This window comes from Microbacterium sp. P03 (genome assembly GCF_043556235.1).
Lineage (GTDB): Bacteria > Actinomycetota > Actinomycetes > Actinomycetales > Microbacteriaceae > Microbacterium.
Window position 1 is genome coordinate 1 of record NZ_JBIGIM010000001.1, and the last position, 22,576, is coordinate 22,576.

The following is a 22,576-nucleotide window of genomic DNA, read 5'->3' on the forward strand; positions in this document are numbered from 1 at the left end:
CGAACGGGTGGAAAGTGCGCATGCGGGGCGGCATCCCCGAAATACGCGGTCCATCCGCATGGGACCCCGGAAGGCAGTGGAGACCCGTCACCACATCACCCACCCGCCTGAGCCGGGCACTACGCGCACGAAGCCCCGGCTAAGCGGGATCGCGCCCCGCTCTCGATGAGCTGTGCAAGCCCTTGCCGTTTGCTATGCGAGCCGGTACCGTCGCACCCACCTCAGACCGGTCACAGCGGAGTACCGGTCGGTGTACCAGGGAGCCTGACGTGTCGGCATCGACCGGAGCGCGCACTCGTCGCGTCCTCGCCCCTCTCCTCGCCGTCGCCCTCGTGGCGTCGGGGGCGTGGGCCTCGCCACCGCCCGCCGCGTCCGCCGCCGCGTTCGCCGCAACAGCCGCAGCAGAAGACGCCGCAGCCGACCGAACCTTCGCTGTGGTGGGCGATCTGCAGAGCGAGCTTGGATGCGCTGCGGACTGGGCGCCCGACTGCGCTGAGACCGAGCTGATCGCGACGGGCGAGGAGGGCGTCTACGCGGCAGAGTTCGAGGTCCCCGCCGGAACGTGGGAGTACAAGGTCGCCGTCGACGACGGATGGGACGAGGCCTACGGACTGAACGGCGGCGGCGACAACATCCCACTGACGACGGCGGGCGCCAGCATCCTGCGCTTCGTCTTCGACGACACCGCCAAGCGCGTCGGGCTCGAGCTGGTCAGCACGCGATCGGCCTACACAGCGGACGACGACGGGCTGGTGGCCGCGCCGGTGCGGCAGGCGGGTGCCGGTAAGCAGTTCTACTTCACGATGACCGACCGCTTCGCCAACGGCGACACGACCAACGACACCGGCGGGATCGCCGGCGACCGGCTTGCGAACGGCTACGACCCCACCGACAAGGGCTTCTTCAACGGCGGTGACATCGCCGGGCTCCGGTCTCAGCTGGATTACATCAAGGGCCTCGGCACGACGGCGATCTGGTTGACGCCGAGCTTCAAGAACCGTCCCGTCCAAGGCGTGGGGGCGAACGTCAGCGCGGGGTACCACGGCTACTGGATCACCGACTTCACGCAGATCGATCCGCACCTGGGCACCAACGCTGACCTCGAGGCCTTGATCGACGAGGCCCACGCGATGGGCATCGACATCTACTTCGATATCATCACGAATCACACCGCCGACGTCATCTCCTACCAGGAGGGCGAGTACGGCTACATCGACCAGGCCACTGAGCCGTACAGAGACGCCGACGGAAACGTCTTCGACCCGGCCACGTACGCGGGCACCGACACCTTCCCGGCCACGGACCCGGCGACAAGCTTTCCGTACACACCCGTGATCGCGCCCGCCGACGCCGACATCAAGGTGCCCGCCTGGCTGAACGACCCGACGCTGTACCACAACCGCGGAGACTCGACGTATAGCGGGGAGTCGACCACGTTCGGCGACTTCAGTGGACTCGACGATCTCATGACCGAGAACCCCGCCGTGGTCGACGGCTTCGTCGACGTCTACCAGGACTGGATCGACCTCGGCATCGACGGGTTCCGCATCGACACCGCGAAGCACGTGAACTTCGAGTTCTGGGAGCAGTGGACCACGGAAGTGCTCGACTACGCCCATGCCAACGGCAAGCCGGACTTCTTCATGTTCGGAGAGGTGTACGACGCCGATCCTGTGAAGCTGTCGCCCTACGTCCGCAACAGCGACATGAACTCGGTGCTCGACTTCACGTTCCAGTCCTCCGCGGTCGGGTACGCCTCGGGAAACTCCGCGAAGGGTCTGCAGAGCCTGTTCGCCGGCGACGACTATTACACGACGGCCGACAGCTCGGCATCCGCTCTGCCCACCTTCCTCGGAAACCACGACATGGGCCGGGTGGGCTCGTTCCTGCGTTCGACCGATGCGCCGCTGCAGCGTGACGAGCTGGCGCACGACCTGATGTTCCTCACGCGCGGCCAGCCGGTCGTCTACTACGGCGACGAGCAGGGCTTCGCGGGAACGGGGGGTGACAAGGACGCACGACAGAGCCTCTTCGCCAGCCAGGTGGCCGACTATCAGAACCAGCCGCTGATCACCGGCGAGACGGCCGGATCGGTCGACCGGTACGCCACCGATGCGCCGCTCTACACGCACATCGCCGAGCTCGCCGCCCTGCGCGCCGCGCACCCCGCGCTCTCGACCGGCGCGCAGATCGAGCGCTACGCCGCCAACGGCCCCGGGGTCTACGCGTTCTCGCGTGTCGACCGCCAGGAGAAGACCGAGTACCTCGTCGCGGTCAACAATTCCACGACGGCGGCGAGCGTCGACCTGACCACGCTCACCCCGAGTGCGTCGTACGCGGTGCTCCACGGCGATGGGACGACGGTGACGACGGATGCCTCGGCCGCGGCATCCATCACCGTTCCTGCTCTCGGAGCCGTGGTGTGGAAGGCCGATCGCGCGGTGACCGCTCCCGAGGCGGCTGGCGCCGTGACGCTCACGGCCCCCGCCGCGGGCGCGGGACTGTCGGGAGTCAGCCCGGTCTCGGCGGATGTCGACGACGCCGTCTGGCAGGAGTCGAGCTTCGCCTGGCGCATCGCCGGTGACGACGAATGGACGGCGCTCGGCACCGCTGAGGACTCCGATCCTCGCGTCTTCCACGACCCCGCCGGCCTGGCCACGGGGACGCTCGTGGAGTACCGGGTCGTCACGACCGACGCGGCCGGGCAGCACTCCGCCGCGTCGACGTACGCGTCGGTCGGTAACGCCGTGACCGTCGAGGTTCCGGAGGTGCCCGAACAGCCCATCGACATGGTCACGGTGCCCGGCAGCCACAATTCCGAGATGGGCTGCGCGGCCGACTGGGATCCCGCCTGCGACGCGGCGAAGCTCACGCTGCGTCCCGACGGGATCTGGGCCGGGTCGTTCGAGCTTCCGGCAGGCGCCTACGAATACAAAGTGGCGCTGAACGGCTCGTGGACCCTCAACTACGGGGCGAACGGCGTCTTCGACGGCGGCAACATCGCCTACACGCTGACCGAGCCGACGACGGTCACGTTCTACTTCGATCCGCGGACGAATATCGCGCAATCCACCGCCCAAGGCCCGATCGTGACGCTTCCGGGCAACTACCAGAGCGAGCTCGGCTGCCCCGGCGACTGGGCGCCGGACTGCCTCGTGAGCCTCATGGCCGACGGTGACGGCGACGGGGTCTATGAATTCTCGACGTCGGCGATCCCCGACGGCGCCTACGAGGTGAAACCCGCCCACGCGCTGTCGTGGGATGAGAGCTACGGACAGGGCGGTGTCCCCGGTGGGGCGAACTACTCCTTCAGCGCGTCGGCCGGCAAGCTCACGGTGTTCCGATACACCCTGGCCACGCACGTGCTCGAGATCGACGTGACCGACCCGCCCCTCGCCGGTGTCGGTGAATCCCGCGCGCACTGGATCGACGCGGACACGCTCGCCTGGCCGGCTGATCTGGGATCGGCCGCGACGGATGCCTCGTGGCAGTTGCTCCACTCCGCCGACGCGTCTCTGAACGTCGTCGACGGCCTGCCGGCCGGCAGCGGGTCCGACGCGCCGATCGTCCTCGAACGCGACCCGGCAGGATTGACGGATGCGCAGAAGGCGGCGTTCCCCGCCCTCGCGGGCTACATCGCGCTGCACCCTGCAGGACTCAACGTCGACGCGGTGGCCGCCGTCGTCAAGGACCAGCTGCGCGTGGCGCAGTACGACGGCGACGGTGCGCTCACCGCCTTCACCGGCGTGCAGCTTCCGGGCGTGCTCGACGACCTGTACGCCGACGCGCTGGAGGGCGCCGCACTCGGCGTGACCTTCCAGGGCAAGAAGCCGACCTTCGCCCTCTGGGCGCCGACCGCGCGCTCCGCCACCTTGCTGACCTGGGATGCCGGCGCCGATGGTGACCCGCAGCGCCACGAGGCGGAATGGGACGCGGCATCCGGTGTCTGGTCGTTCGCGGGGAAGAAGGCGCTCAAGGGCGACGAGTACCTCTGGGAGGTCGAGGTCTATGCGCCCTCGACCGGAGCTGTCGAGACGAACGTCGTCACGGACCCCTCCTCGATCGCCCTCACCGAGAACTCCGAGCGCTCGGTGGCGGTCGACCTCGGCGACAAGGAGTGGCGCCCGAAGCAGTGGGAGAAGACCGCCGCTCCGGTGGTCGCGCAGCCGGTCGATCGCTCGATCTACGAATTGCACATCCGCGACTTCTCCATCGGCGACGACACGGTGCCGGCCGCCGAACGGGGCACCTACCGGGCCTTCACGCGCGACAGCGCCGGCACGCGTCAGCTGCGCCAGCTCGCGGACGCCGGCATCAACACCGTGCACCTGCTGCCCTCGTTCGACATCGCCACGATCGAGGAGGATCGTGGCGCTCAGGCGACCCCCGACTGCGACCTGACGTCGTTCGGTCCCGCAGCCGCCGACCAGCAGGCGTGTGTCGCAGCAGTCGCCGACACGGACGGCTACAACTGGGGCTACGACCCGCTGCACTTCTCCGCACCCGAGGGGTCGTACGCGGTCGATCCCGACGGCGGCGCCCGCGTGGCCGAGTTCCGCGGCATGGTCGGCGCCCTCCACGGGATGGGCCTGCAGGTCGTGCTCGACGAGGTGTTCAACCACACGGCGGCATCCGGCCAGGACCAGAAGTCGGTGCTCGATCAGGTCGTGCCCGGCTACTACCAGCGGCTCAACGCCGCGGGCGCCGTGGAGACGTCGACGTGCTGTCAGAACGTCGCGACCGAGCATGCGGCGGCGGGGAAGCTGATGGTGGACTCGGTCGTCCTCTGGGCCACCCAGTACAAGGTCGACGGGTTCCGGTTCGACCTGATGGGCCATCACTCGAAGCAGAACATGCTCGAGGTGCGTGCGGCGCTGGACGCTCTGACTGTCGCTGAGGACGGCGTCGACGGCTCGGCGGTCTATCTGTACGGCGAGGGCTGGAACTTCGGCGAGGTCGCCGACAACGCCCTCTTCGAGCAGGCCACCCAGGGCCAGCTGGGCGGCACCGGTATCGGCACGTTCAACGACCGGCTCCGCGACGCGGTGCACGGCGGCAGTCCCGTCGACTCCTCGACGACGTTCCGTCAGGGGTTCGGGACGGGTCTCGGCACCGACCCCAACGGCGACGCGATCAACGGGTCCACCGAGCAGGCGCTCGCAGACCTCGGCACGCAGACCGATCTGGTCAAGCTCGGACTCACCGGCAACCTGCGGGCATTCGAGCTGACCACCACCGACGGCTCGGTGAAGCGCGGAGACGAGTTGGACTACAACGGCGCGGCTGCGGGCTACGCCGATCAGCCCGACGAGACGATCAACTACGTCGATGCGCACGACAACGAGACGCTCTACGACCTGTCGGTGCTCAAGCTGCCGCAGAGCACGACGATGGCCGACAGGGTGCGCATGAACACCCTGTCGCTCGCGACCGTGACGCTCTCGCAGTCGCCGTCCTTCTGGCACGCGGGCACCGAACTGCTGCGATCGAAGTCCCTCGACCGCAACAGCTACAACTCGGGCGACTGGTTCAATCGCATCGACTGGACCGGGCAGGAATCCACCTTCGGATCGGGCCTGCCGCCCGCCCCCGACAACGAGGAGAAGTGGCCGATCATGGCGCCGCTGCTGGCCGACCCGGCGCTGAAACCGGCCGCCTCCGACATCGGATCGGCCGAGGCATCCGCCCTCGACCTGCTGCGACTGAGATCGGACGTGCAACTGCTGACCCTCGGATCGGCCGACCTGATCCGCGAGAAGGTCAGCTTCCCCGGCAGCGGGCCGGATGCCACGCCCGGCGTCATCGTGATGCTGATCGACGATCTGGTGGGGGAGGACGTCGACCCCGCGCTCGAAGGGGCGCTGGTGGTGTTCAACGCCTCTCCGCAGGCGACGACGCAGAGCCTTCCCGCCTTGGCCGGCCGCGGCTTCGCCCTCGCCTCCGCGCAGGCCGACGGGTCGGATCCCGTCGTGAAGACCACGACGTGGGATGCCGCGACGGGCAGCGTCACGGTGCCGGCGCGCTCGGTCGCGGTGCTCGTCGACGCGCAGGTGGAGCCGGTGTCGACGCGGACCATCGCCGTGTTGACCCGGTTCCTGGCCAAGGTCGGCACTCCGGTCTCGGTCATCGGCAAGGTCACCGCGCAGGACGGCTCCGCGCCGGTGGGGACCGTCACCGTCACCGATCGCGGAACGGTGATCGCGACGTTCGAGCTGACGGCTGCCGCCGACGGTCGTTTCTCCGTGCCCCTGCCGGCTCTCGGGCGCGGCCTGCACCTCCTGCGTACCTCGTTCACGGGCTCCGAGGGTTGGCTGGATTCGCAGTCGCCGTTCCCCGTTCCGCTCATCCTCTACTGACAGGGGTCAGGGACGGCGGAAAGGTAGTAGGACTTCCAGCTATCTGGTCGGAGGACAAGCTAAACTCGGCACTGTGCCAACGAAGGTGCCGAAGGAGTCAGCGAAATGTCCTCGAACGTGATGTCGATCAGCGCAGAAGAGCGCACGGCCATCCTCGACGCCGTCCGTGATTTCGCGTCATCCGAAATCGCTCCGCATGCCTTGGAGTGGGATGAGCGGAAGCACTTCCCCCGCGAGACCCTGCGTCACGCGGGCGAGCTCGGACTCGGCGGGCTCTACGTGCGCGATGACGTCGGCGGCACGGCCATGTCGCGGCTCGATGCCGTCGCGGTGGTCGAAGAGCTCGCCCAGGCCGACCCGTCGATCGCCGCCTTCATCACGATCCACAACATGGTCGCCTGGATGATCGACACCTACGGCGACGATGCTCAGCGACAGGAGTGGCTTCCCCTCCTCACCGCGATGGACGGCTTCGGCAGCTACTGCCTCACCGAGCCCGGCGCGGGATCGGACGCCGCGGCCATCACCACCTCTGCGATCCGCTCCGGCGAACACTTCGTGCTGACAGGAGTGAAGCAATTCATCTCGGGTGGGGGCGAGGCGTCCGTCTACGTCGTCATGGCGCGGACGGGTGAGCCGGGCGCACGCGGCATCACCGCTTTCCTCGTGCCCGGCGACGCGGAGGGCCTGAGCTTCGGCGTGAACGAGAAGAAGATGGGCTGGAACGCCCAGCCGACCCGTCAGGTGATCCTCGACGAGGTACGGGTGCCCGTCTCGGCCGTGCTCGGCGGAGAGGGGCGCGGGTTCTCGATCGCGATGTCGGCGCTGAACGGCGGACGCGTGAGCATCGCGGCGTGCTCGCTGGGCGGAGCGCAGTGGGCGCTCGATCGTGCGGTCGCGTATGTGCACGAGCGCTTCACGTTCGGCGAGCCGCTCGCCGAGAAGCAGTCCGTCATCTTCACCCTCGCCGACATGGCCACCGAGCTGCGGGCCGCCCGCGCGCTCGTCCGCGATGCGGCCCAGGCGATCGACGAGCACCACCCCGACGTCGCGATGCAGTGCGCGATGGCCAAGAGGTACGCCACCGACGCCGGCTTCCGGGTCGCGAACGAGGCGCTCCAGCTGCACGGCGGATACGGGTATCTGCATGACTACGGGATCGAGAAGGTCGTGCGCGACCTGCGGGTTCATCAGATCCTCGAGGGCACGAACGAAATCATGCGCGTCATCATCGGTCGCGAACTCATGGGGACACGGCGGTGAAGATCTCCTTCCTCGGGCTCGGCCATATGGGCCTGCCGATGGCTCGCAACCTCGCCGTCGCCGGTCACGACGTCGTCGGGTTCGACCTCTCGGCAGACGCGCGCGACGCCGCACGGGAGGCGGGCGTCGCGGTCGCGGCGACGGGGACGGATGCTGCGACCGGCGCCGAGATCGTCTTCACGATGTTCCAGGCCGGGCCTCAGGTACTCGGCGCGTATCGCGGAACGGACGGCGCGCCGGGACTGCTGGACGTCGCCGCCCCCGGAGCGCTCTTCGTCGACTGCTCGACCATCGCCGTCGACGACGCCCGCGCGGCGCACGCGGCGGCCTCGGCCTCCGGTCATCGGTCGCTCGACGCCCCCGTGTCAGGCGGCGTGGTAGGTGCGGAGAACGCCACGCTTGCGTTCATGGTGGGCGGCGCGGATGACGCGTTCGCCGCGGCACTGCCCATCCTCGACGTGATGGGCGCGCGGGTCGTGCACTGCGGCGGCCCCGGACTCGGTCAAGCGGCGAAAGTCTGCAACAACATGATCCTCGCGGTGTCGCAGATCGCGGTCGCCGAGGCATTCGTGCTCGGCGAGCGACTCGGTCTCAGTCACGACGCGCTGTTCGATGTCGCCGCCCATGCATCCGGCCAGTGCTGGGCGCTCACGACGAACTGCCCGGTGCCCGGGCCCGTGCCGACGAGTCCCGCGAACCGCGACTTCCGTCCCGGCTTCGCCGGCGCCCTGATGAGCAAGGACCTCGCACTGGCGGCGAAGGCGATCGATCGGACAGGTGTCGACGCCCGGATGGGCATGCTCGCGCGTGACATCTACAACGAGTTCGCCTCAGGACCCGGAGCGGGGCAGGATTTCTCGGGGGTCATCACCACGATCCGATCCGCGAGCGCACAGGAGCAGGAGCAGCAATGACCGATTACGAGACGATCATCGTCGAGACACGGGGTCGGGTCGGGTGGATCACCCTGAACCGGCCGAAGGCCCTGAACGCCCTCAACGCGCAGCTCATGCGCGATGTGGTGTCCGCCGCGACCGCATTCGACGACGACGAGGGTATCGGCGCGATCGTGCTGACCGGCTCGGACCGTGCGTTCGCGGCCGGGGCCGACATCAAGGAGATGGAGTCGCAGTCGACCGCGCAGATGCGCGCAAGCGACACGTTCGGCGAGTGGTCGCGATTCGCCGATGTGCGCACCCCCGTCATCGCCGCGGTGTCTGGCTACGCCCTCGGCGGAGGATGCGAGCTGGCGATGATGTGCGACATCATCCTCGCCGCCGACAGTGCTCGGTTCGGTCAGCCCGAGATCAACCTCGGCGTGATCCCCGGAATGGGGGGCACCCAGCGGCTGCTGCGGGCGGTCGGCTACTACAAGGCCGCTGAACTCGTGCTCACGGGCCGCCTGATGGACGCCCACGAGGCCGAGCGCGCGGGGCTCGTCTCGCGCGTGGTTCCCGCCGTCGACCTTCTGGCCGAGGCGTCCACCGTGGCCGAGACGATCGCCTCGAAGTCGCTGCCGTCCGTCTACGCGGCGAAGGCCGCGCTCGACGCCGCGATGCAGACGTCGCTCGCCGAGGGCCTGGCGGTCGAGACCGAGGCGTTCACGTCCCTGTTCGACACCGCCGACCAGAAGGAAGGAATGGCGGCATTCCGTGAGAAGCGCACGCCTGCCTTCCAGAACCGCTGACCCGCACCGACGCGGCTCGCGTCACAGGGGCTCGGGCTGCGGCCGCGGGTCGGCGAAGTCTCCCGAGGCCTTGCGCAGGCGCGCGATGATGCCGACGAGCTCGTCGGTGTCGGACTCCGACAGGCCGGGGTCGGTGAAGACGTCGTCGTTGAGCGCGATGGTCGCCCGCTCCACGAGATCCCGGCCGGCATCCGTGAGCTCGAGCATCGCCGCCCGCCCGTCGACGGGGTGCGGGGCGCGCACGACCAGGTCGTCGCGGACGAGTCGATCGACCGTGTTCGTCACGCTGGTGGGGTGCACCTGCAAACGTGCGATCGCGCTCGACATCGGCATGCGCCCCTCGCGGGAGAAGGCGAGCAGGCGCAGCAGCTCGTACCGCGCGAACGACAGGGCGAAAGGCTTGAGCGACGATTCGATGCGAGCGAGCAGCAGTTGCTGGGCGCGGATGATCGAGGTCACCGCGGTCATGCCGCTCGCGGCATCCGTCCAGCCGTGCGCCAGCCACTGGCGCTTGGCCTCGGCGATCGGATCGACCGGAAGTGGGCCCTGGCGGACCATCGCATTCCTCCGTTCTGGTGCAGTCGGCGCTGTCCACGGTAGCGGCTGCACCGCCGCCGTAGAATCGAACAGACGGAGGAGAGTGTGCCCATGAAGATCGTCGTCCTGGTCAAAGAGGTCCCGGATACGTACGGGGATCGCAAGCTGGATCTCGAGACCGGTCTGGCCGATCGAGCCGCGAGCGAGAACGTTCTCGACGAGATCGGGGAACGGTCTCTCGAGGTCGCGCTGAGCTACGCCGACAAGAATCCCGGCACTGAGGTCGTGGTCCTGTCGGCCGCGCCCGAGTCGGCTGCGGCGACGGTCCGCAAGGGGCTCGCGATGGGTGCGACGTCGGCCGTGCAGGTCGTCGACGACGCGATGATCGGCGCCGACCTCGGTCTCACGGCGGAAGTGCTGGCCGCCGCCGTGAAGCGCACCGGCTACGACCTGGTCATCACCGGTAATCAGTCCACCGACGGCTCGGGAGGCGTGATGGCCGCCATGGTCGCCGAACTGCTCGACGCGCCCCATCTCACCACGTTGACAGAGGTCGAGATCGGCGAGGACCGCGTGACGGGCACACGGGCGTCGGATGCGGCGACGATGCGGGTCTCGGCCGATCTGCCCGCGGTCATCTCGATCACCGAGGCCATGCCCGACGCCCGCTTCCCGAACTTCAAGGGCATCATGGCGGCGAAGAAGAAGCCGTTCGAGGTCGTGTCGCTGGACGACCTCGGCGTCAACGCGGAGGACCCCGAGGCGTCGCGCACGATCGTGATCGCCCTGGCGGAGAAGCCCGCGCGCTCGGCCGGGACCAAGATCGTCGACGAGGGCGACGCGGGCGAGAAGCTCGCCGACTTCCTCATCCAGAACAGGCTGGCATAGGACAGGGACATGACCGAGTATGTAGACGATTCGATCCTCGTCGTGCTGGATGTGACACCGTCGGGCACGCTGGCGGCATCCGCCGCCGGCCTGCTGGGTGCTGCCGCCCAGGTGGGCACGCCCGTCGCGCTCATCGTCGGCGACGAGAGGCTGGTGGCCGATGCCGCGGCTCTGGGCGCGGTATCCGTCGTCCTCGCCCCTCCCGGGGAGGGGCTGACGGTGTCCGCCGTGGATGCGCTGGCCGCCGCAGCCGATCTCGTGCGTCCGGACGCGATCCTCGTGTCGAATTCGATCGAGGGGCGCGATGTGGCGGGACGTTTCGCGGCACGAGCGCGCCGGGGCCTCTGCGTGGACGCCGTCGGAGTCACGCGCGATCCCGAGGGGGTCGTCGCCCAGCACTCCGTATACGGCGGCGCGTACACCGTGGACGCGGCGGTGACCTGGGGCGCACCGGTGATCACCGTCCGCCAGGGTGCCGTGGATGCCCGAGCCGAGGCCGTCGCGTCGCCGCAGGTGGAGCACCTCGCGGTGGTCGCCTCCGGCCGGCGCGCGGCGTCCGTCGATGCCGTCGACGAGGTCGTGGTCACCTCGACGCGGCCCGAACTGCGCGGTGCCGTCAAGGTCGTCTCGGGCGGCCGCGGGCTCGGGTCGGGGGAGAAGTTCGCGCTCGTCGACGACCTCGCCGACGTTCTCGGCGCGGCGGTGGGCGCATCGCGAGCGGCCGTCGACGCAGGGTACGTCCCGCAGTCCTACCAGGTGGGGCAGACGGGTGTGTCCGTATCGCCGCAGTTGTATGTCGCGCTCGGCATATCGGGCGCGATCCAGCACAAGGCAGGCATGCAGACCGCGAAGACGATCGTCGCGATCAATAAGGACGCGGACGCCCCGATCTTCGAGATCGCGGACTACGGGGTCGTGGGCGACCTCTTCACCGTGGTGCCGCAGCTGATCTCGGCGCTGCAGGCGAAGAAGGTCTAGCAACCGGTGGCGACCTTCTCGAGCACTCTGCGTCGTGGGCTTCCGCGGCGCGCCGGCGGCGAGCCGTGGCCGCCGGCCGACGCGGTCGTTCCCGAAGCCGCCGCGGCGGCTGTCGGCGCGCTTGAGGCCACGACCGAGGCCACGGCTCCGCCTGCGGACGCCATTCCGCCGGTGGACGCCGCCCCGCGCGCGGACGCCGCTTCGCCAATGGAGGCCGCTCCGCCGGTGGGCACGGCGCCCGCAGCAGGCGCGCCGACCTCCAGCGCCCCCGCAACCGCCGCGGGGAGGGCGCTGCGTCGCGGCCTGCCTCGCGTCGCCGGCGGCGAACCGTGGCCGCCGGCGTCCGCGGGCATGCCCGTCATCGCCGAACCTCAGGAATCGTCCGCGTCACCCGCGTCGGCTGACGCGGGTGCGGTCGCCCCCCGTCCGGGTCCGACCGCGGAGACATCACCGGTGGCCGTCGGCAGTCCGTCGGCGGCCCGTGACGTGTCGCCGGAGGCCACCGCGGACGCCGGGGGACCGCGCCTGCGTCGCGGGCTTCCGCGCGTGCGGAGCGGCGAACCGTGGCCGCCCGCGCCGGCTGCCGTGCCCGCATCGGCACTCCCGGCCGCGGAAAGCTCCGTGTTCAGGGAAAGTCCGGCCGCCGCGGACAGCTCCGTGATCGGGGAGACTTCCCCGATCACGGCCGAGAAGAAGCCGCCGCCGGTTGCCGCCGAGGTCGCGGCATCCGTCCCCGCCGTGCCCCGCGATCCTGCGCCCGCGCCCGCCGCGCCCTCGACAGCCTCGCCCGAGCGGCACACGCCTCCGATGACCGCGGCGCTGGTGCCGACCGGGGCGCCGCGACCCCCGATCGTCTTCCGGCCGACGGCATTCGCCGGAGCAGCGGCGCGGGTGTCCGACGACGCACGCCGCGACGCCGCCGCCGAACCCGAACGGATCGGACCCTTCACGAAGGCGCAGTGGGCGGGCGCGGTCGTCGTGGGCGGGCTCGGGCTGCTGTTCGGTGCGGCGATGGTCGTGCTCGCCGTCCGCTGGCTCCTGAGTCTGACGTTCATGCAGGAATTCCTGGTGGCCTACCCCGGAGAGTACGAACTGCCCGCGGGCGCGCCGGTCGGGTTCCCCGCATGGCTCGGATGGCAGCACTTCTTCAACACGTTCCTCATCGTGCTGATCATCCGCTCGGGTCTGCGGGTGCGGAACGAGAAGCGACCCACCGCCTTCTGGTCGCCGCGGGGCAACAAGAAGCGCAAGATCAGCCTCGCCCTCTGGTTCCATCAGGCGCTCGACATCCTGTGGGTCGTGAACGGCGTGGTCTTCGTGGTGCTGCTGTTCATCACCGGGCAGTGGCTGCGGATCGTGCCGACCAGCTGGGCGGTGTTCCCCAACGCGCTTTCTGCCGTGCTGCAGTACATCTCGCTGGACTGGCCGACCGACAACGGGTGGGTGAACTACAACAGCGTGCAGCAGCTGGCCTACTTCGCGACGGTGTTCGTGGCGGCTCCGCTCGCCATCGTCACGGGCGTGCGCATGTCGGGCATCTGGCCGAAGAACGCCACGGCGCTGAACAGGGCGTACCCGGTCGAGTGGGCCCGCAGGGTGCACTTCCCGGTGATGCTGTACTTCGTGCTGTTCATCTTCGTGCACGTCGTCCTCGTGTTCGCGACGGGGGCCCTTCGCAACCTGAACCACATGTACGCCGCGAGCGATGAGGTCAACTGGACCGGGTTCTGGATCTTCGCCGCGTCGATGCTGGTGCTGGCCGCCGGCTGGGTCGCCGCACGACCCCTCGTGATCGCGCCCATCGCGGGGCTTTTCGGCACCGTGAAGGGTCGCTGAGTCAGGTCGTCGGCGCGGGTCGGGGTGGGGGATAACCCCACGCACAGTGTCCGGTCGGCAGGGGCGCGGTGATCGGGGCCTGCGTTCTACCGTGGAGCCATGACCACCCAGATCGCACCTCCTCCACAGCGCTCCAGCACCTGGCGTCCCCTGCGCATCGCCGGTGCCGCCGCACAGCTCGTCGCGCTCGGCGCCGTCGGGCCCTTCGTGATCGGCGCCCTCGCGACCATCCTCGGGCTCTCGCTCGGGCTGCTCCCCGTCCTTGGGATCGGGCTGCTCTTCCTCGTCGGATTCGCCTACGTGCTCTTCGGTGTGGGCTGGCTGGAGGCCGCTCGCATTGACGGACTCTACGACTTCGGGCTGCCGTCGCGGCGCCTGCGGCGGAGCGGCCGTCCCGGCTTCGGCGGATTCGTCCGCACCGTGTGGATGCAGCTGATCGACCCGACGACATGGCGGGCGATCGCGAACTTCGTCGTCGCGACGATCCTCGGCAGCATCGCGCTTGCCCTCGTCGGCGTGCTGTTCTCCGCCGTCGCGCTCGTCTTCTCCCCGCTGTACGCCCTCGGCGACGGCGTGCGGATCGCCGGCAGCGGCCTGGATGTGCCCACGGAGTGGGCGGTGCCCCTCGGCATCCTCATCGCGGTGGTCTCGCTCGCCGCGGTCGTCGGCCTCGCGATCCTGCACGGCGTGCTCGCCCGCGCCATCCTGGTGCCCTCCCGCGAAGCCCAGCTCGCCGCAGAGGCTCAGACGTCGCACCAGCAGAGGGCGGGAGCCGTCCGTTCCGCCGAGGTCGAGCGCACCCGCATCGAGCGCGACCTCCACGACGGCGTCCAGCCGCGACTCGTCTCGGTCGGCATGACCCTGGGCATGGCGCAGCAGAAGGTGGACGACGACCCGGAAGCGGCCAAGGCGCTCATCGCCGAAGCGCACACCTCGACGAAGGCGGCCATCACCGAGTTGCGTCAGCTCGCTCGCGGCATCCACGCCTCCGTCCTCGACGATCGGGGACTGGATGCCGCGCTGTCGGCACTCGCCGGCCGCTCGCACATCCCCGTCGTGCTGGATGTGCGGCTCACCCAGCGATGCAGTCCGACGGCCGAAGCGGCGGTGTACTTCGTGATCGCCGAGTCGCTGACCAACGCCGCGAAGCATTCGCGGGCCGGCGAATGCCGCGTGCTGGTGCGCGAGCGCGAGGGCGGCATCCTGTGGGCGCGGGTCGAGGACAACGGACTCGGCGGTGCGACCGTGACCCCCGGCGGCGGCATCGACGGCATCTCGAACCGCGTGCTGGGTGCGGGCGGCACGTTCCGCCTCGACAGCCCCGTCGGCGGACCGACACTCGTGGAGGTGAGCGTCCCGTGCGCATCCTGATCTGCGAAGACTCCGTGCTCCTGCGCGAAGGCCTCGTCCGGCTGCTCGCGGACGCGGGTCACCTCGTGGTCGCGGCGATCCCGGATGCCTCGGACCTCACCGCAGCCGTCCTCTCCGGCGACCCCGACCTCTGCATCCTGGACGTGCGGCTTCCCCCGACCTTCACGGACGAGGGCATCCGCGCCGCCCTCTCGCTGCGCGCGGCCCGTCCGGACCTCGCCGTGCTGGTGCTCTCGCAGTACGTCGAGGAGCGGTACGCCGCCGACCTCATCGCCGGCAACGGCGGGGCGCTGGGCTACCTGCTGAAGGACCGGGTGGCCGACGTCACCGAGTTCCTCGACACGATCGGCCAGATCGCGGCGGGCGGCACGGTGCTCGACCCGGAAGTCGTCGCGCAACTGCTCGGACGCCGTGCCCGCGACGCCCGGATGCAGCGGCTGACCGATCGAGAAGCATCCGTGCTCGCCCTCATCGCCGAGGGGAAATCCAATCAGGCGATCGCGAAGGCACTGCACGTGTCGGAGGGCAGCGTCGAGAAGCACATCACGGCGGTCTTCCAGAAGCTCGATCTCGAACAGGACGAATCGGGCAACCGCCGGGTGCTCGCCGCGATCGCGCACCTCGAACACGGCGGGCCCACACCCCAGAACGGAACAGGACGATGAGCACCCCCACCATGACCCCACCCACCCCACCGACCTCGCCCACCCCTCCCCCCCTGGGATCCGTACCGGGCGATCGACCTGCGCACTCCGCGCCCGCATCACGGGTCATCGCGATCCTGGTGATCTCGCTCGGAGTCGTGGTCGCGCTGTTCGTCGCCGGCTCCGCGATCGTTTCGACCGTCGCGTCGGGCAGCGTCCGCACCGAGACGCGCACCGTGGCCGTGAACGGCATCGACGACCTCGACGTCGACATCTCGACGGGTTCCGTGCGGGTGCGCTACGGCGAGGTGGACGAGGCGACGCTGCAGGTCACAGGTTCGACCGGCGCCGGCGCCTGGACGTTCGAGCGCGACGAGGACACGCTGCAGGTGTCCTCACCCGACTCCGCGTTCGGCTTCGGGTGGGGGATCGGCGGCAACGGGGAGGCCGTGCTCACGCTGCCCGCGGCTCTCCGCCGCGCCGCGCTCGACGGCGATTTCCGGCTCGCTGCCGGCGAGCTCGACCTCGAGGGCGACTTCGGCGAGCTCGACCTCGAGGTGGGCGCGGGCTCGCTGAGCGTCGAGGGGTCGGCGCGCACCCTGACCATCGACCTGAGCGCGGGTCGCGCAGACCTCGATCTGAGCGGTGTCACCACGGCCGACTTCACGGTCAGCGCCGGGGCGGTCGAGGCGAACCTCGCCGGCGACCCTCCGCGCACCGTGACGATCGACGTGAGCGCGGGCGGTCTCGAGCTCACGATGCCCGACGCGCCATACGACGTCCGCGCGACCGACACGACCGCCGGCGACCTCACGAACGAGCTCGAGACGTCCTCGGGCGCCCGCAACACGATCGACGTGCGGGTCTCGGCCGGATCGGTCGAGCTGCTGCCGGCCGGCTGAGCCGACGTCGGGCGGCTGCGGCCGTCGCGTCAGGCGGGAGGGAGGGATGCTGCACCCGCAGCGAATCCCTCCCTCCACGCCTCGTCGGAGCCGGTGTGGAAGAAATCCCGCTCCGCAGGCCGCACGATGGACCGCGCGCCGGGCAGGCCGAGGCCCCCGACGAGGTCGGCGCGACCACGGACGACGGCGACCGGACGCCGTGCGGCCTTGCCCTTCACGAGGTCGGCCGCCGAGGCCAGTTCGTCGGCGACGCAGGGCATCGTGACGGTGAGGGGGCGGCCCTCCGCGTCGACCTGCCCGCGGAGGTCCTCGAAGACGTGCACCCCGGCCGCCCCGATGGCGGAGTCCGTCTGGCCCTCGCGCCAGGCGCGGCCGAGGGTGTCCGACACGATCACGCCCACCGTCACGCCGAGCCGGGTGCGCAGACCCTCCGCGAGTGCACGAGCCGAGGCATCCGGGTCTTCGGGGAGCAGCAGAACGGTGCCCGCGGGGGTGTTCGATGCGTCGACCCCTGCGGCGGCCGCGATGATGCCGAGCCGGCTCTCGACGATGCGGACCGTGTGGCCGGCGGGAGTGGTGCGCGAGGCGACCAGGCGGACGGTCTCGGCCGTGATCGCGTCCTCGCGGTCGTCGGCGATCACGAAGCGGTCCTCGGCTTTCGAGACGATCTTCGAGGTCACCACGAGGATGTCCCCGTCGCGCAGGTCGTCGGCCGCGGCATCCGCGATGATCGCGACGAGATCGTCGCCCGCGTGGATCTCGGGGATTCCCTCGAGCGAGAAGACGGCGAGGGTCGTGGCAGGCATGACTCCAGCTTCGCACCCGCAGCGTCGGACGGTGTCACAGGCTGCGGGTGCGAGGCGTTCAGGATGCCGGCGGCGCGGTGCTCTCCGGGGTGGGCGGCGTGGGGCGCGTGCCGTCGGCGGGGGGCGTGGGGGCCTCGCCCCGCGGTCCGCCCGCGCCCGGTCCGACCGCGCCCGGTCCGCCCGTCGCCGGTCCGCACTCCTGGCCGGCGGCATCGGTCTTGCCCGCGTCGGGCTCCGCGGCGTCCGTCGGCGGGGAGGGCGCGTCCGCCCCGTCGGTGGGAGCAGGCGTGCGAGCTTCGGTGGGTGCTCCCGTCGACGCACCCCGAGGCGTCTGCACCGATCCGCCGGGGGTCGGCGCGTCCGGTGACGCGGATGCCGCCGCGACCGATGACGCCGGGGTCATCGTCGCCCCGTTCGCCGCGAGCGCCGCGGTGCCGGCGACGAGTCCGATGCCGAGGACGGCGGCTCCGGTCAGCAGACCTGCACGTCGCCACCGACGCGGACGGTCGGTCGGGACGGCCTGAAGGGTGGGGCACTCCTGGGTGGTCGCGTCGCCCTCGTCGTCGGGGCGCGGTGCGCGGTGCTCGTTGTCGGTCATGTCATCTCCGTCGTCGGGGGGACCGGCGATCTGCCGGCCGTCGTCCCGGCCGTTCCGGCCGGTGATCCCAGCCTCGGAGCCGAAGCTGAAGCGCGACTTAAGACCGGCCGCCGCCGGCACCTCAGCCTCTCGCCAGCCGATGCATAGGCCGCGCATAGCGCGCGTCCGTACGGTGCTCGGATGTCGACAGCCGCCCGAGTGCTCGTCCTGGAGGACGACGCCGCCATCCGCACTTCCCTCGTCGTCGCGCTCGGAGCCGAGGGATTCGTCGCCCTCGGAGACCCCGACGGCACGGCGCTGCCGGAGCGGTTGCGCTCATTCGTCCCCGACCTGGTCGTGCTGGATTGGATGATGCCGGGCCCGAGCGGCATCCAGCTCGTCTCGACCGTCCGCGCCGCGAGCGACGCGGGCATCATGATGCTCACGGCCCGCGACGAGGTCGACGACCGCCTGCGCGGCTTCACCGAGGGGGTCGACGACTACCTCGTCAAGCCGTTCTCGATGGCGGAGCTGGTCGCTCGCGCCACCGCCGTGATGCGCCGGCGCGGACGGGTGCCGACGGTGATCCAGATCGATGACCTTCTGGTCGATCCGGACGCCGCCACGTGCCGTCGCGCGGGCGTCGCGGTCGATCTCACCGCGACCGAGTTCCGGCTGCTGAGCTTCCTCGCCGCGAGTCGCGGGCGCACGCTGTCCAAGGCGCAGATCCTCACTCAGGTGTGGGGGTACGACGACTACGACACCAACCTGGTGGAGGTGCACCTCAGTGCGCTCCGCCGCAAGCTCGAGGAGCACGGACCGCGACTGATCCACACGATCCGCGGGATCGGCTATCGGCTGAGCCCCGCCGCGGCATGAGCGACGGGCGCCTCCGCACGGGCTCTCTGCGCGCGCGCACGATCGTGGCGGTGCTCGTGCTGCTCGCCGTCCTGCTGGGGGCGCTCGCCGTCACCGTCGAGGCGCTCCTGGGCGCGCGGCTGCGCGCGCAGATCGAGGAGCGGCTGCAGGATCGGGCATCGGCCGCCGTCGCCCTGATCGGCACGGTCGACCCGAACGAGCTGGCGGAGCGACTGTCGGCGCAGGGTCTCGCCGTGAAGATCGAGAACGCGGCCGGCGAGCAGATCGTGGCCGGGCCGAGTCCGGACCAGTTGCGGGCGGGACCGCCCGCGGGACTGGACGGACCAGGACCGGCGCCCGGCGGCGTTTCGCGTGATGCGAACGATGCGGCGGGCGACGCGGGTGCGGAAGGCGACGCCGATGCAGGTGGCGCCGCGTCCGCAGCGCCGAGCGTGACGGCGTCGGCCTTCTCCGGTGATGACGCGCTCGTCACGCTGACCACGACGCTCAGCGACGACTCGATTCTCACCCTGACCGCGTCGGCGGCGTCGGTCTCGCAGACCCTCGTGCAATTGCGGTGGGTGATGGTCGGAGCATCCGTCGGCCTTCTGGTCGTCGCGACGGCGGGGGTGGTGCTCGTCGTGCGGACGACGCTGCGACCCCTCGACAGGGTCACCGAGGTGGCGCGGTCGATCGCCGGTGGCGACCGCGGGCGGCGATTGCGCCCCTCGAGTTCACGGACCGAGATCGGCCGCGTCGCGACGGCGTTCGATGAGATGCTCGACGACATCGAGGGCGCGGAGCGATCGGCCCTCCAGGCCGAGTCACGCCTTCGGACGTTCGTGTCGGATGCCGCGCATGAGCTCCGCACGCCCGTCGCGGGTATCCGCGCGGCAGCCGAGACCCTCGTGCGCGCCGAACTTTCCGACGAGCAGCGAGAGCAGTTCGCGGCCATCGTGGCGGGGGAGGCGGGGCGGGCGACACGGCTGATCGACGACATGCTGATGATGGCGCGACTGGATCGGGGGATCGACCTCGACCTGCGGGTGGTAGTGGTCGGCGACCTGATCGACGCCGAGGCGGCGCGGTCGCGTCTCCGGCATCCGTCGCTCGCGCTCACGGTGGAGCTGGATGACCCCTCGGTCACGGCGGACGTCGACGTCGATCGCCTGGGGCAGGTGCTCGCGAACATCGTCGACAACGCCGCGCGCGCGACGTCCGGCCGCGGGACGGTCGTGATCGCCGTGGATTCCTCCGGACGCGGCGTCGACGGGGTGGTGCGCCTCACCGTGACCGATGACGGGCCGGGGGTCGCGGCCTCCGATCACGAGCGCATCTTCGACCGGCTGGTGCGGCTCGACGACGGTCGCGAGCGCGGGTCGGGGGCCGGCCTCGGACTGCCGATCGCCCGCGGGATCGCACGGGCGCACGGCGGCGACGTGACATGCGCGCCGTCAGGCAGGGGGGCGCGCTTCGTCGTGACGCTTCCGGCCGGCGTGACCGCGGGCGGGGGCGTGGTGGGCTCCGTAGCCGGCGTCAGCGGACGAAGCGGACCTCGGTGAGGGTCTCGCCGAGGAACGGCTCGGTGTGCGTGGCCCCGTCGAGCGAGAACCCGTTGCGCGTATAGAAGCGGTGGGCGCGGGGGTTGTCGTCGGCGACCCAGAGGTAGATCGGCTCCCCCTCGTCGACGGCGGCGTCGAAGAGCCGCTGACCGATGCCCGTGCCGTGGAACGCATCGAGCAGGTAGATGAAGTAGAGCTCGCGGTTCGTCGGGGCGTCCTTGTCGCGGGCCGGTCCCGAGCCGACGAAGCCGACGATGTCACCGTTCACGAGGGCCGCCTGCATGCGGAAGTCGGGTCCCTGCGAGGCCCAGTGGGTCCACAGTTCCGCCAGTCGCCGGGGCGAGACGGCCTCGAGCGCGGCCTTGCTGATGAGGTGGTCGTACGTCTCGTGCCAGCAGGTGGCGTGGACGCGTCCGAGGGCCTCGGCATCCACGTCGCGCACGGGTCGGACGACGATGTCGGTCTGCAGATCCGCTTCCATGCGGCGACTCTACGCGCCGTCCGCGAGGGGGGGAAATCGAGCGGAATCCCGGGGGTGCGCAGCCTGCTCGCGTGGGACGGCTCCGGTCGGTCGCGAGTGGTCACCACGTCTCCGGTTCGCATGCGCGAACGATTCGCACTGCGGACGCGAGGTCCCCCCGTAGGTGCCCCGGGGCGGCTGTGGGCATCCCACAATCGAATCGCGAACCGACGTGAGGATGGCTACTGTCACTCTTCGTGAACGTACTGTGGCGCACCATGCTCACCATCTGGCACGCGAAGGTCATGCTCCGCCGACGGGGTCCGATCGACCCGATGAGCGTCGGGCGCGTGCGGTTGACGACGCTCCCCACCGACCTCGACCTGCTGGGCCACATGAACAACGGGCGCTACGCCTCGCTGTTCGACTTGGGCCGGTTCGATCTGCTGATCCGCACCGGCTTCTGGGACACCTTCGGCGAGAAGGACTGGTACCCGGTCGTGGCGAGCGAGACGGTGACCTTTCGCAAATCGCTTCGGCTGTGGCAGCGGTTCACCGTCGAGTCGCGGCTGCTCGGCCACGATGGCCGTTCGGTCTACCTGATCCACCGCGCAGTCGTGAAAGGCGAGGTCTACACCGAGATGATCGTGCGCGCGCGGTTCCTCAAGCGCACCGGAGGGGTTGTGACGCACCAGGAGCTCTTCGACGCGATCCACCGTTCCGACACCCTCCCGCAGATCGCCCCGTGGGTCGCAGACTGGGCCGCGGCGTCCGCTCTGCCGTCCACTCGCGCAGAGGCCCCCAGCCTCTGGGACTGACGCGGTCGAGCCCGTGCGCGGTCGTCACGCCGGTGACGCGAACGCCTCCCGCAGCGCATCGCGCACCACGCGGATGCCGGCGCGCGCGCCCGATGACCGACGCACCGCGGTGAAGATCTCGCGCACGGGAGCGCCTGGCAGATCGAGCAGTCGCACAGCCGGCTCCTGCCCGGCCCAGAGCAGGTCCGGCAGGAGGCCCACCGCATGACCGGCGGCGACGAGGCGGACGTGCGCCGTCAGGTCGGCGAACTCGAAGCGCACGTCCGGCTCGAAACCGGCGGCGCGGCACTGCTGCTGCATCCACTGTCGCGACGCGGTGCCCGCCGGCTCGGCGACCCACGCCCGATCGCGCAGGTCCGCCAGCCGACGCGCCCGATCTCCCGTGGGCAGGGCCAGCCGGATCGGATCGTCGCCGAGAGGCTCACGCAGCAGCCCGGCATGATGCGCGCGGGTGTGGCCCGGATACTGTTCGGCGATCACCAGATCGAACCCGCGTGCCGCCAGTTCGAACAGACCCTCCTCGGGAGGCACTTCAGCGAGCTCCACCCGTAGATCCGGCGCGCGATCCCGGAGCAGCGTCAGCGTGCGCGGCACGATCGCCTGCGCGGTCGTCTGCATCGCGGCCACCCGCACGGGAGCGATCCCCGGCCGGATCGCCTCCAACTCCCCGCGGATCCGCTCTTCCAGGTCGAGGGCCTGGGCGGCATGCGCGGCGAGCGCCTCGCCGTGATCGGTCAGTCGCACCCGGCGCCCGTCGGCGACCAGCAACGGCACGCCCGCATCCTTCTCCAGCTGTGCCAGCTGCTGCGAGATCGTCGACGGACTGTACGACAGTGCCTCCGCCACAGCGGCGAGCGTTCCCCGCAGCGCGAGCTCGTGCAGCATCCGCAGCCGGCGCAGTTCGAACATGCCCATCCAATCATCGATGAAACCGAACAGTACTGATCGTAGAACATCGCTTTTCATGAACGATCGGATGCCGCATCCTGAGTCGTATGGAAACCATCGGGGTGCAGGCTGGAACCACGAACGC

18 protein-coding genes are annotated in these 22,576 nt (G+C 70.3%); 13 read left to right on the forward strand and 5 right to left on the reverse strand.

Annotated features, from left to right (window positions below):
* The first annotated feature begins 269 nt into the window (after positions 1–269).
* The 4 genes from pulA to ACFXOO_RS00020 all read left to right on the forward strand — a co-directional run bounded on the left by pulA (position 270) and on the right by ACFXOO_RS00020 (position 9,306).
* Positions 270–6,356, forward strand: coding sequence for a pullulanase-type alpha-1,6-glucosidase (gene pulA / locus ACFXOO_RS00005; RefSeq protein ID WP_394562396.1), 6,087 nt, complete (start codon positions 270–272; stop codon positions 6,354–6,356).
* Positions 6,357–6,461: 105 nt separating this feature from the next.
* On the forward strand, positions 6,462–7,619 hold the full coding sequence (locus ACFXOO_RS00010) for an acyl-CoA dehydrogenase family protein (RefSeq protein WP_394562397.1): 1,158 nt from the start codon (positions 6,462–6,464) through the stop codon (positions 7,617–7,619).
* A complete protein-coding gene (gene mmsB / locus ACFXOO_RS00015; RefSeq protein ID WP_394562398.1) occupies positions 7,616–8,533 on the forward strand; it encodes a 3-hydroxyisobutyrate dehydrogenase in 918 nt (305 codons plus the stop codon). Before ACFXOO_RS00010 ends, mmsB begins: the two co-directional genes overlap by 4 nt.
* A complete protein-coding gene (locus tag ACFXOO_RS00020; RefSeq protein WP_394562399.1) occupies positions 8,530–9,306 on the forward strand; it encodes an enoyl-CoA hydratase-related protein in 777 nt (258 codons plus the stop codon). The genes mmsB and ACFXOO_RS00020 overlap by 4 nt, the downstream gene beginning before the upstream one ends.
* Before the next feature lie 21 nt (positions 9,307–9,327).
* Here ACFXOO_RS00020 and ACFXOO_RS00025 read toward each other — a convergent pair whose 3' ends face one another.
* The gene (locus ACFXOO_RS00025; RefSeq protein ID WP_378843366.1) at positions 9,328–9,864 is read right to left on the reverse strand and encodes a MarR family winged helix-turn-helix transcriptional regulator; all 537 of its coding nucleotides are present in this window, start codon (positions 9,862–9,864) and stop codon (positions 9,328–9,330) included.
* 90 nt (positions 9,865–9,954) lie between these two features.
* Here ACFXOO_RS00025 and ACFXOO_RS00030 point away from each other — a divergent pair, with 90 nt between their 5' ends.
* The 6 genes from ACFXOO_RS00030 to ACFXOO_RS00055 all read left to right on the forward strand — a co-directional run bounded on the left by ACFXOO_RS00030 (position 9,955) and on the right by ACFXOO_RS00055 (position 16,462).
* On the forward strand, positions 9,955–10,731 hold the full coding sequence (locus ACFXOO_RS00030; protein ID WP_378843368.1) for an electron transfer flavoprotein subunit beta/FixA family protein: 777 nt from the start codon (positions 9,955–9,957) through the stop codon (positions 10,729–10,731).
* Positions 10,732–10,740: 9 nt separating this feature from the next.
* Positions 10,741–11,709 carry an electron transfer flavoprotein subunit alpha/FixB family protein gene (locus ACFXOO_RS00035; protein WP_394562400.1) on the forward strand — a complete coding sequence of 323 codons (969 nt, stop codon included), beginning with the start codon at positions 10,741–10,743 and terminating at the stop codon, positions 11,707–11,709.
* Positions 11,710–12,366: 657 nt separating this feature from the next.
* A complete protein-coding gene (locus ACFXOO_RS00040) occupies positions 12,367–13,545 on the forward strand; it encodes a cytochrome b/b6 domain-containing protein (RefSeq protein WP_394562401.1) in 1,179 nt (392 codons plus the stop codon).
* Positions 13,546–13,644: 99 nt separating this feature from the next.
* Entirely contained in the window at positions 13,645–14,916 is a 1,272-nt protein-coding gene (locus tag ACFXOO_RS00045; protein ID WP_378853204.1) for a sensor histidine kinase, read from the forward strand.
* A complete protein-coding gene (locus ACFXOO_RS00050) occupies positions 14,904–15,581 on the forward strand; it encodes a LuxR C-terminal-related transcriptional regulator (protein ID WP_378843376.1) in 678 nt (225 codons plus the stop codon). Before ACFXOO_RS00045 ends, ACFXOO_RS00050 begins: the two co-directional genes overlap by 13 nt.
* Positions 15,578–16,462, forward strand: coding sequence for a DUF4097 family beta strand repeat-containing protein (locus ACFXOO_RS00055; RefSeq protein ID WP_394562402.1), 885 nt, complete (start codon positions 15,578–15,580; stop codon positions 16,460–16,462). The genes ACFXOO_RS00050 and ACFXOO_RS00055 overlap by 4 nt, the downstream gene beginning before the upstream one ends.
* 29 nt (positions 16,463–16,491) lie before the next feature.
* On the opposite strand, the gene cofE is transcribed toward ACFXOO_RS00055, so the two are convergent.
* Both cofE and ACFXOO_RS00065 read right to left on the reverse strand, forming a co-directional pair.
* Positions 16,492–17,268 (reverse strand): coenzyme F420-0:L-glutamate ligase, encoded by a 777-nt coding sequence (cofE, locus tag ACFXOO_RS00060; protein ID WP_378853208.1) that lies wholly within the window; start codon positions 17,266–17,268, stop codon positions 16,492–16,494.
* Between the two features lie 58 nt (positions 17,269–17,326).
* Positions 17,327–17,866, reverse strand: coding sequence for a hypothetical protein (locus tag ACFXOO_RS00065; RefSeq protein ID WP_394562404.1), 540 nt, complete (start codon positions 17,864–17,866; stop codon positions 17,327–17,329).
* A 180-nt stretch (positions 17,867–18,046) separates the two neighbouring features.
* On the opposite strand from ACFXOO_RS00065, the gene ACFXOO_RS00070 reads away from it, so the two are divergent.
* Complete coding sequence (locus ACFXOO_RS00070) at positions 18,047–18,724, forward strand: response regulator transcription factor (RefSeq protein ID WP_378853212.1); 678 nt, start codon at positions 18,047–18,049, stop codon at positions 18,722–18,724.
* Positions 18,721–20,265, forward strand: a complete 1,545-nt coding sequence (locus ACFXOO_RS00075; RefSeq protein ID WP_394562406.1) for a sensor histidine kinase — start codon at positions 18,721–18,723, stop codon at positions 20,263–20,265. The genes ACFXOO_RS00070 and ACFXOO_RS00075 overlap by 4 nt, the downstream gene beginning before the upstream one ends.
* On the opposite strand, the gene ACFXOO_RS00080 is transcribed toward ACFXOO_RS00075, so the two are convergent.
* Positions 20,240–20,746 carry a GNAT family N-acetyltransferase gene (locus ACFXOO_RS00080; protein WP_378843386.1) on the reverse strand — a complete coding sequence of 169 codons (507 nt, stop codon included), beginning with the start codon at positions 20,744–20,746 and terminating at the stop codon, positions 20,240–20,242. The genes ACFXOO_RS00075 and ACFXOO_RS00080 overlap by 26 nt on opposite strands.
* A 236-nt stretch (positions 20,747–20,982) precedes the next feature.
* Here ACFXOO_RS00080 and ACFXOO_RS00085 point away from each other — a divergent pair, with 236 nt between their 5' ends.
* Positions 20,983–21,543, forward strand: a complete 561-nt coding sequence (locus ACFXOO_RS00085; protein WP_378843388.1) for an acyl-CoA thioesterase — start codon at positions 20,983–20,985, stop codon at positions 21,541–21,543.
* 24 nt (positions 21,544–21,567) lie between these two features.
* Here the strand turns inward: ACFXOO_RS00085 and ACFXOO_RS00090 are convergent, their stop codons facing one another.
* Positions 21,568–22,452, reverse strand: coding sequence for a LysR family transcriptional regulator (locus ACFXOO_RS00090; RefSeq protein ID WP_378853370.1), 885 nt, complete (start codon positions 22,450–22,452; stop codon positions 21,568–21,570).
* Between the last annotated feature and the right edge of the window lie 124 nt (positions 22,453–22,576).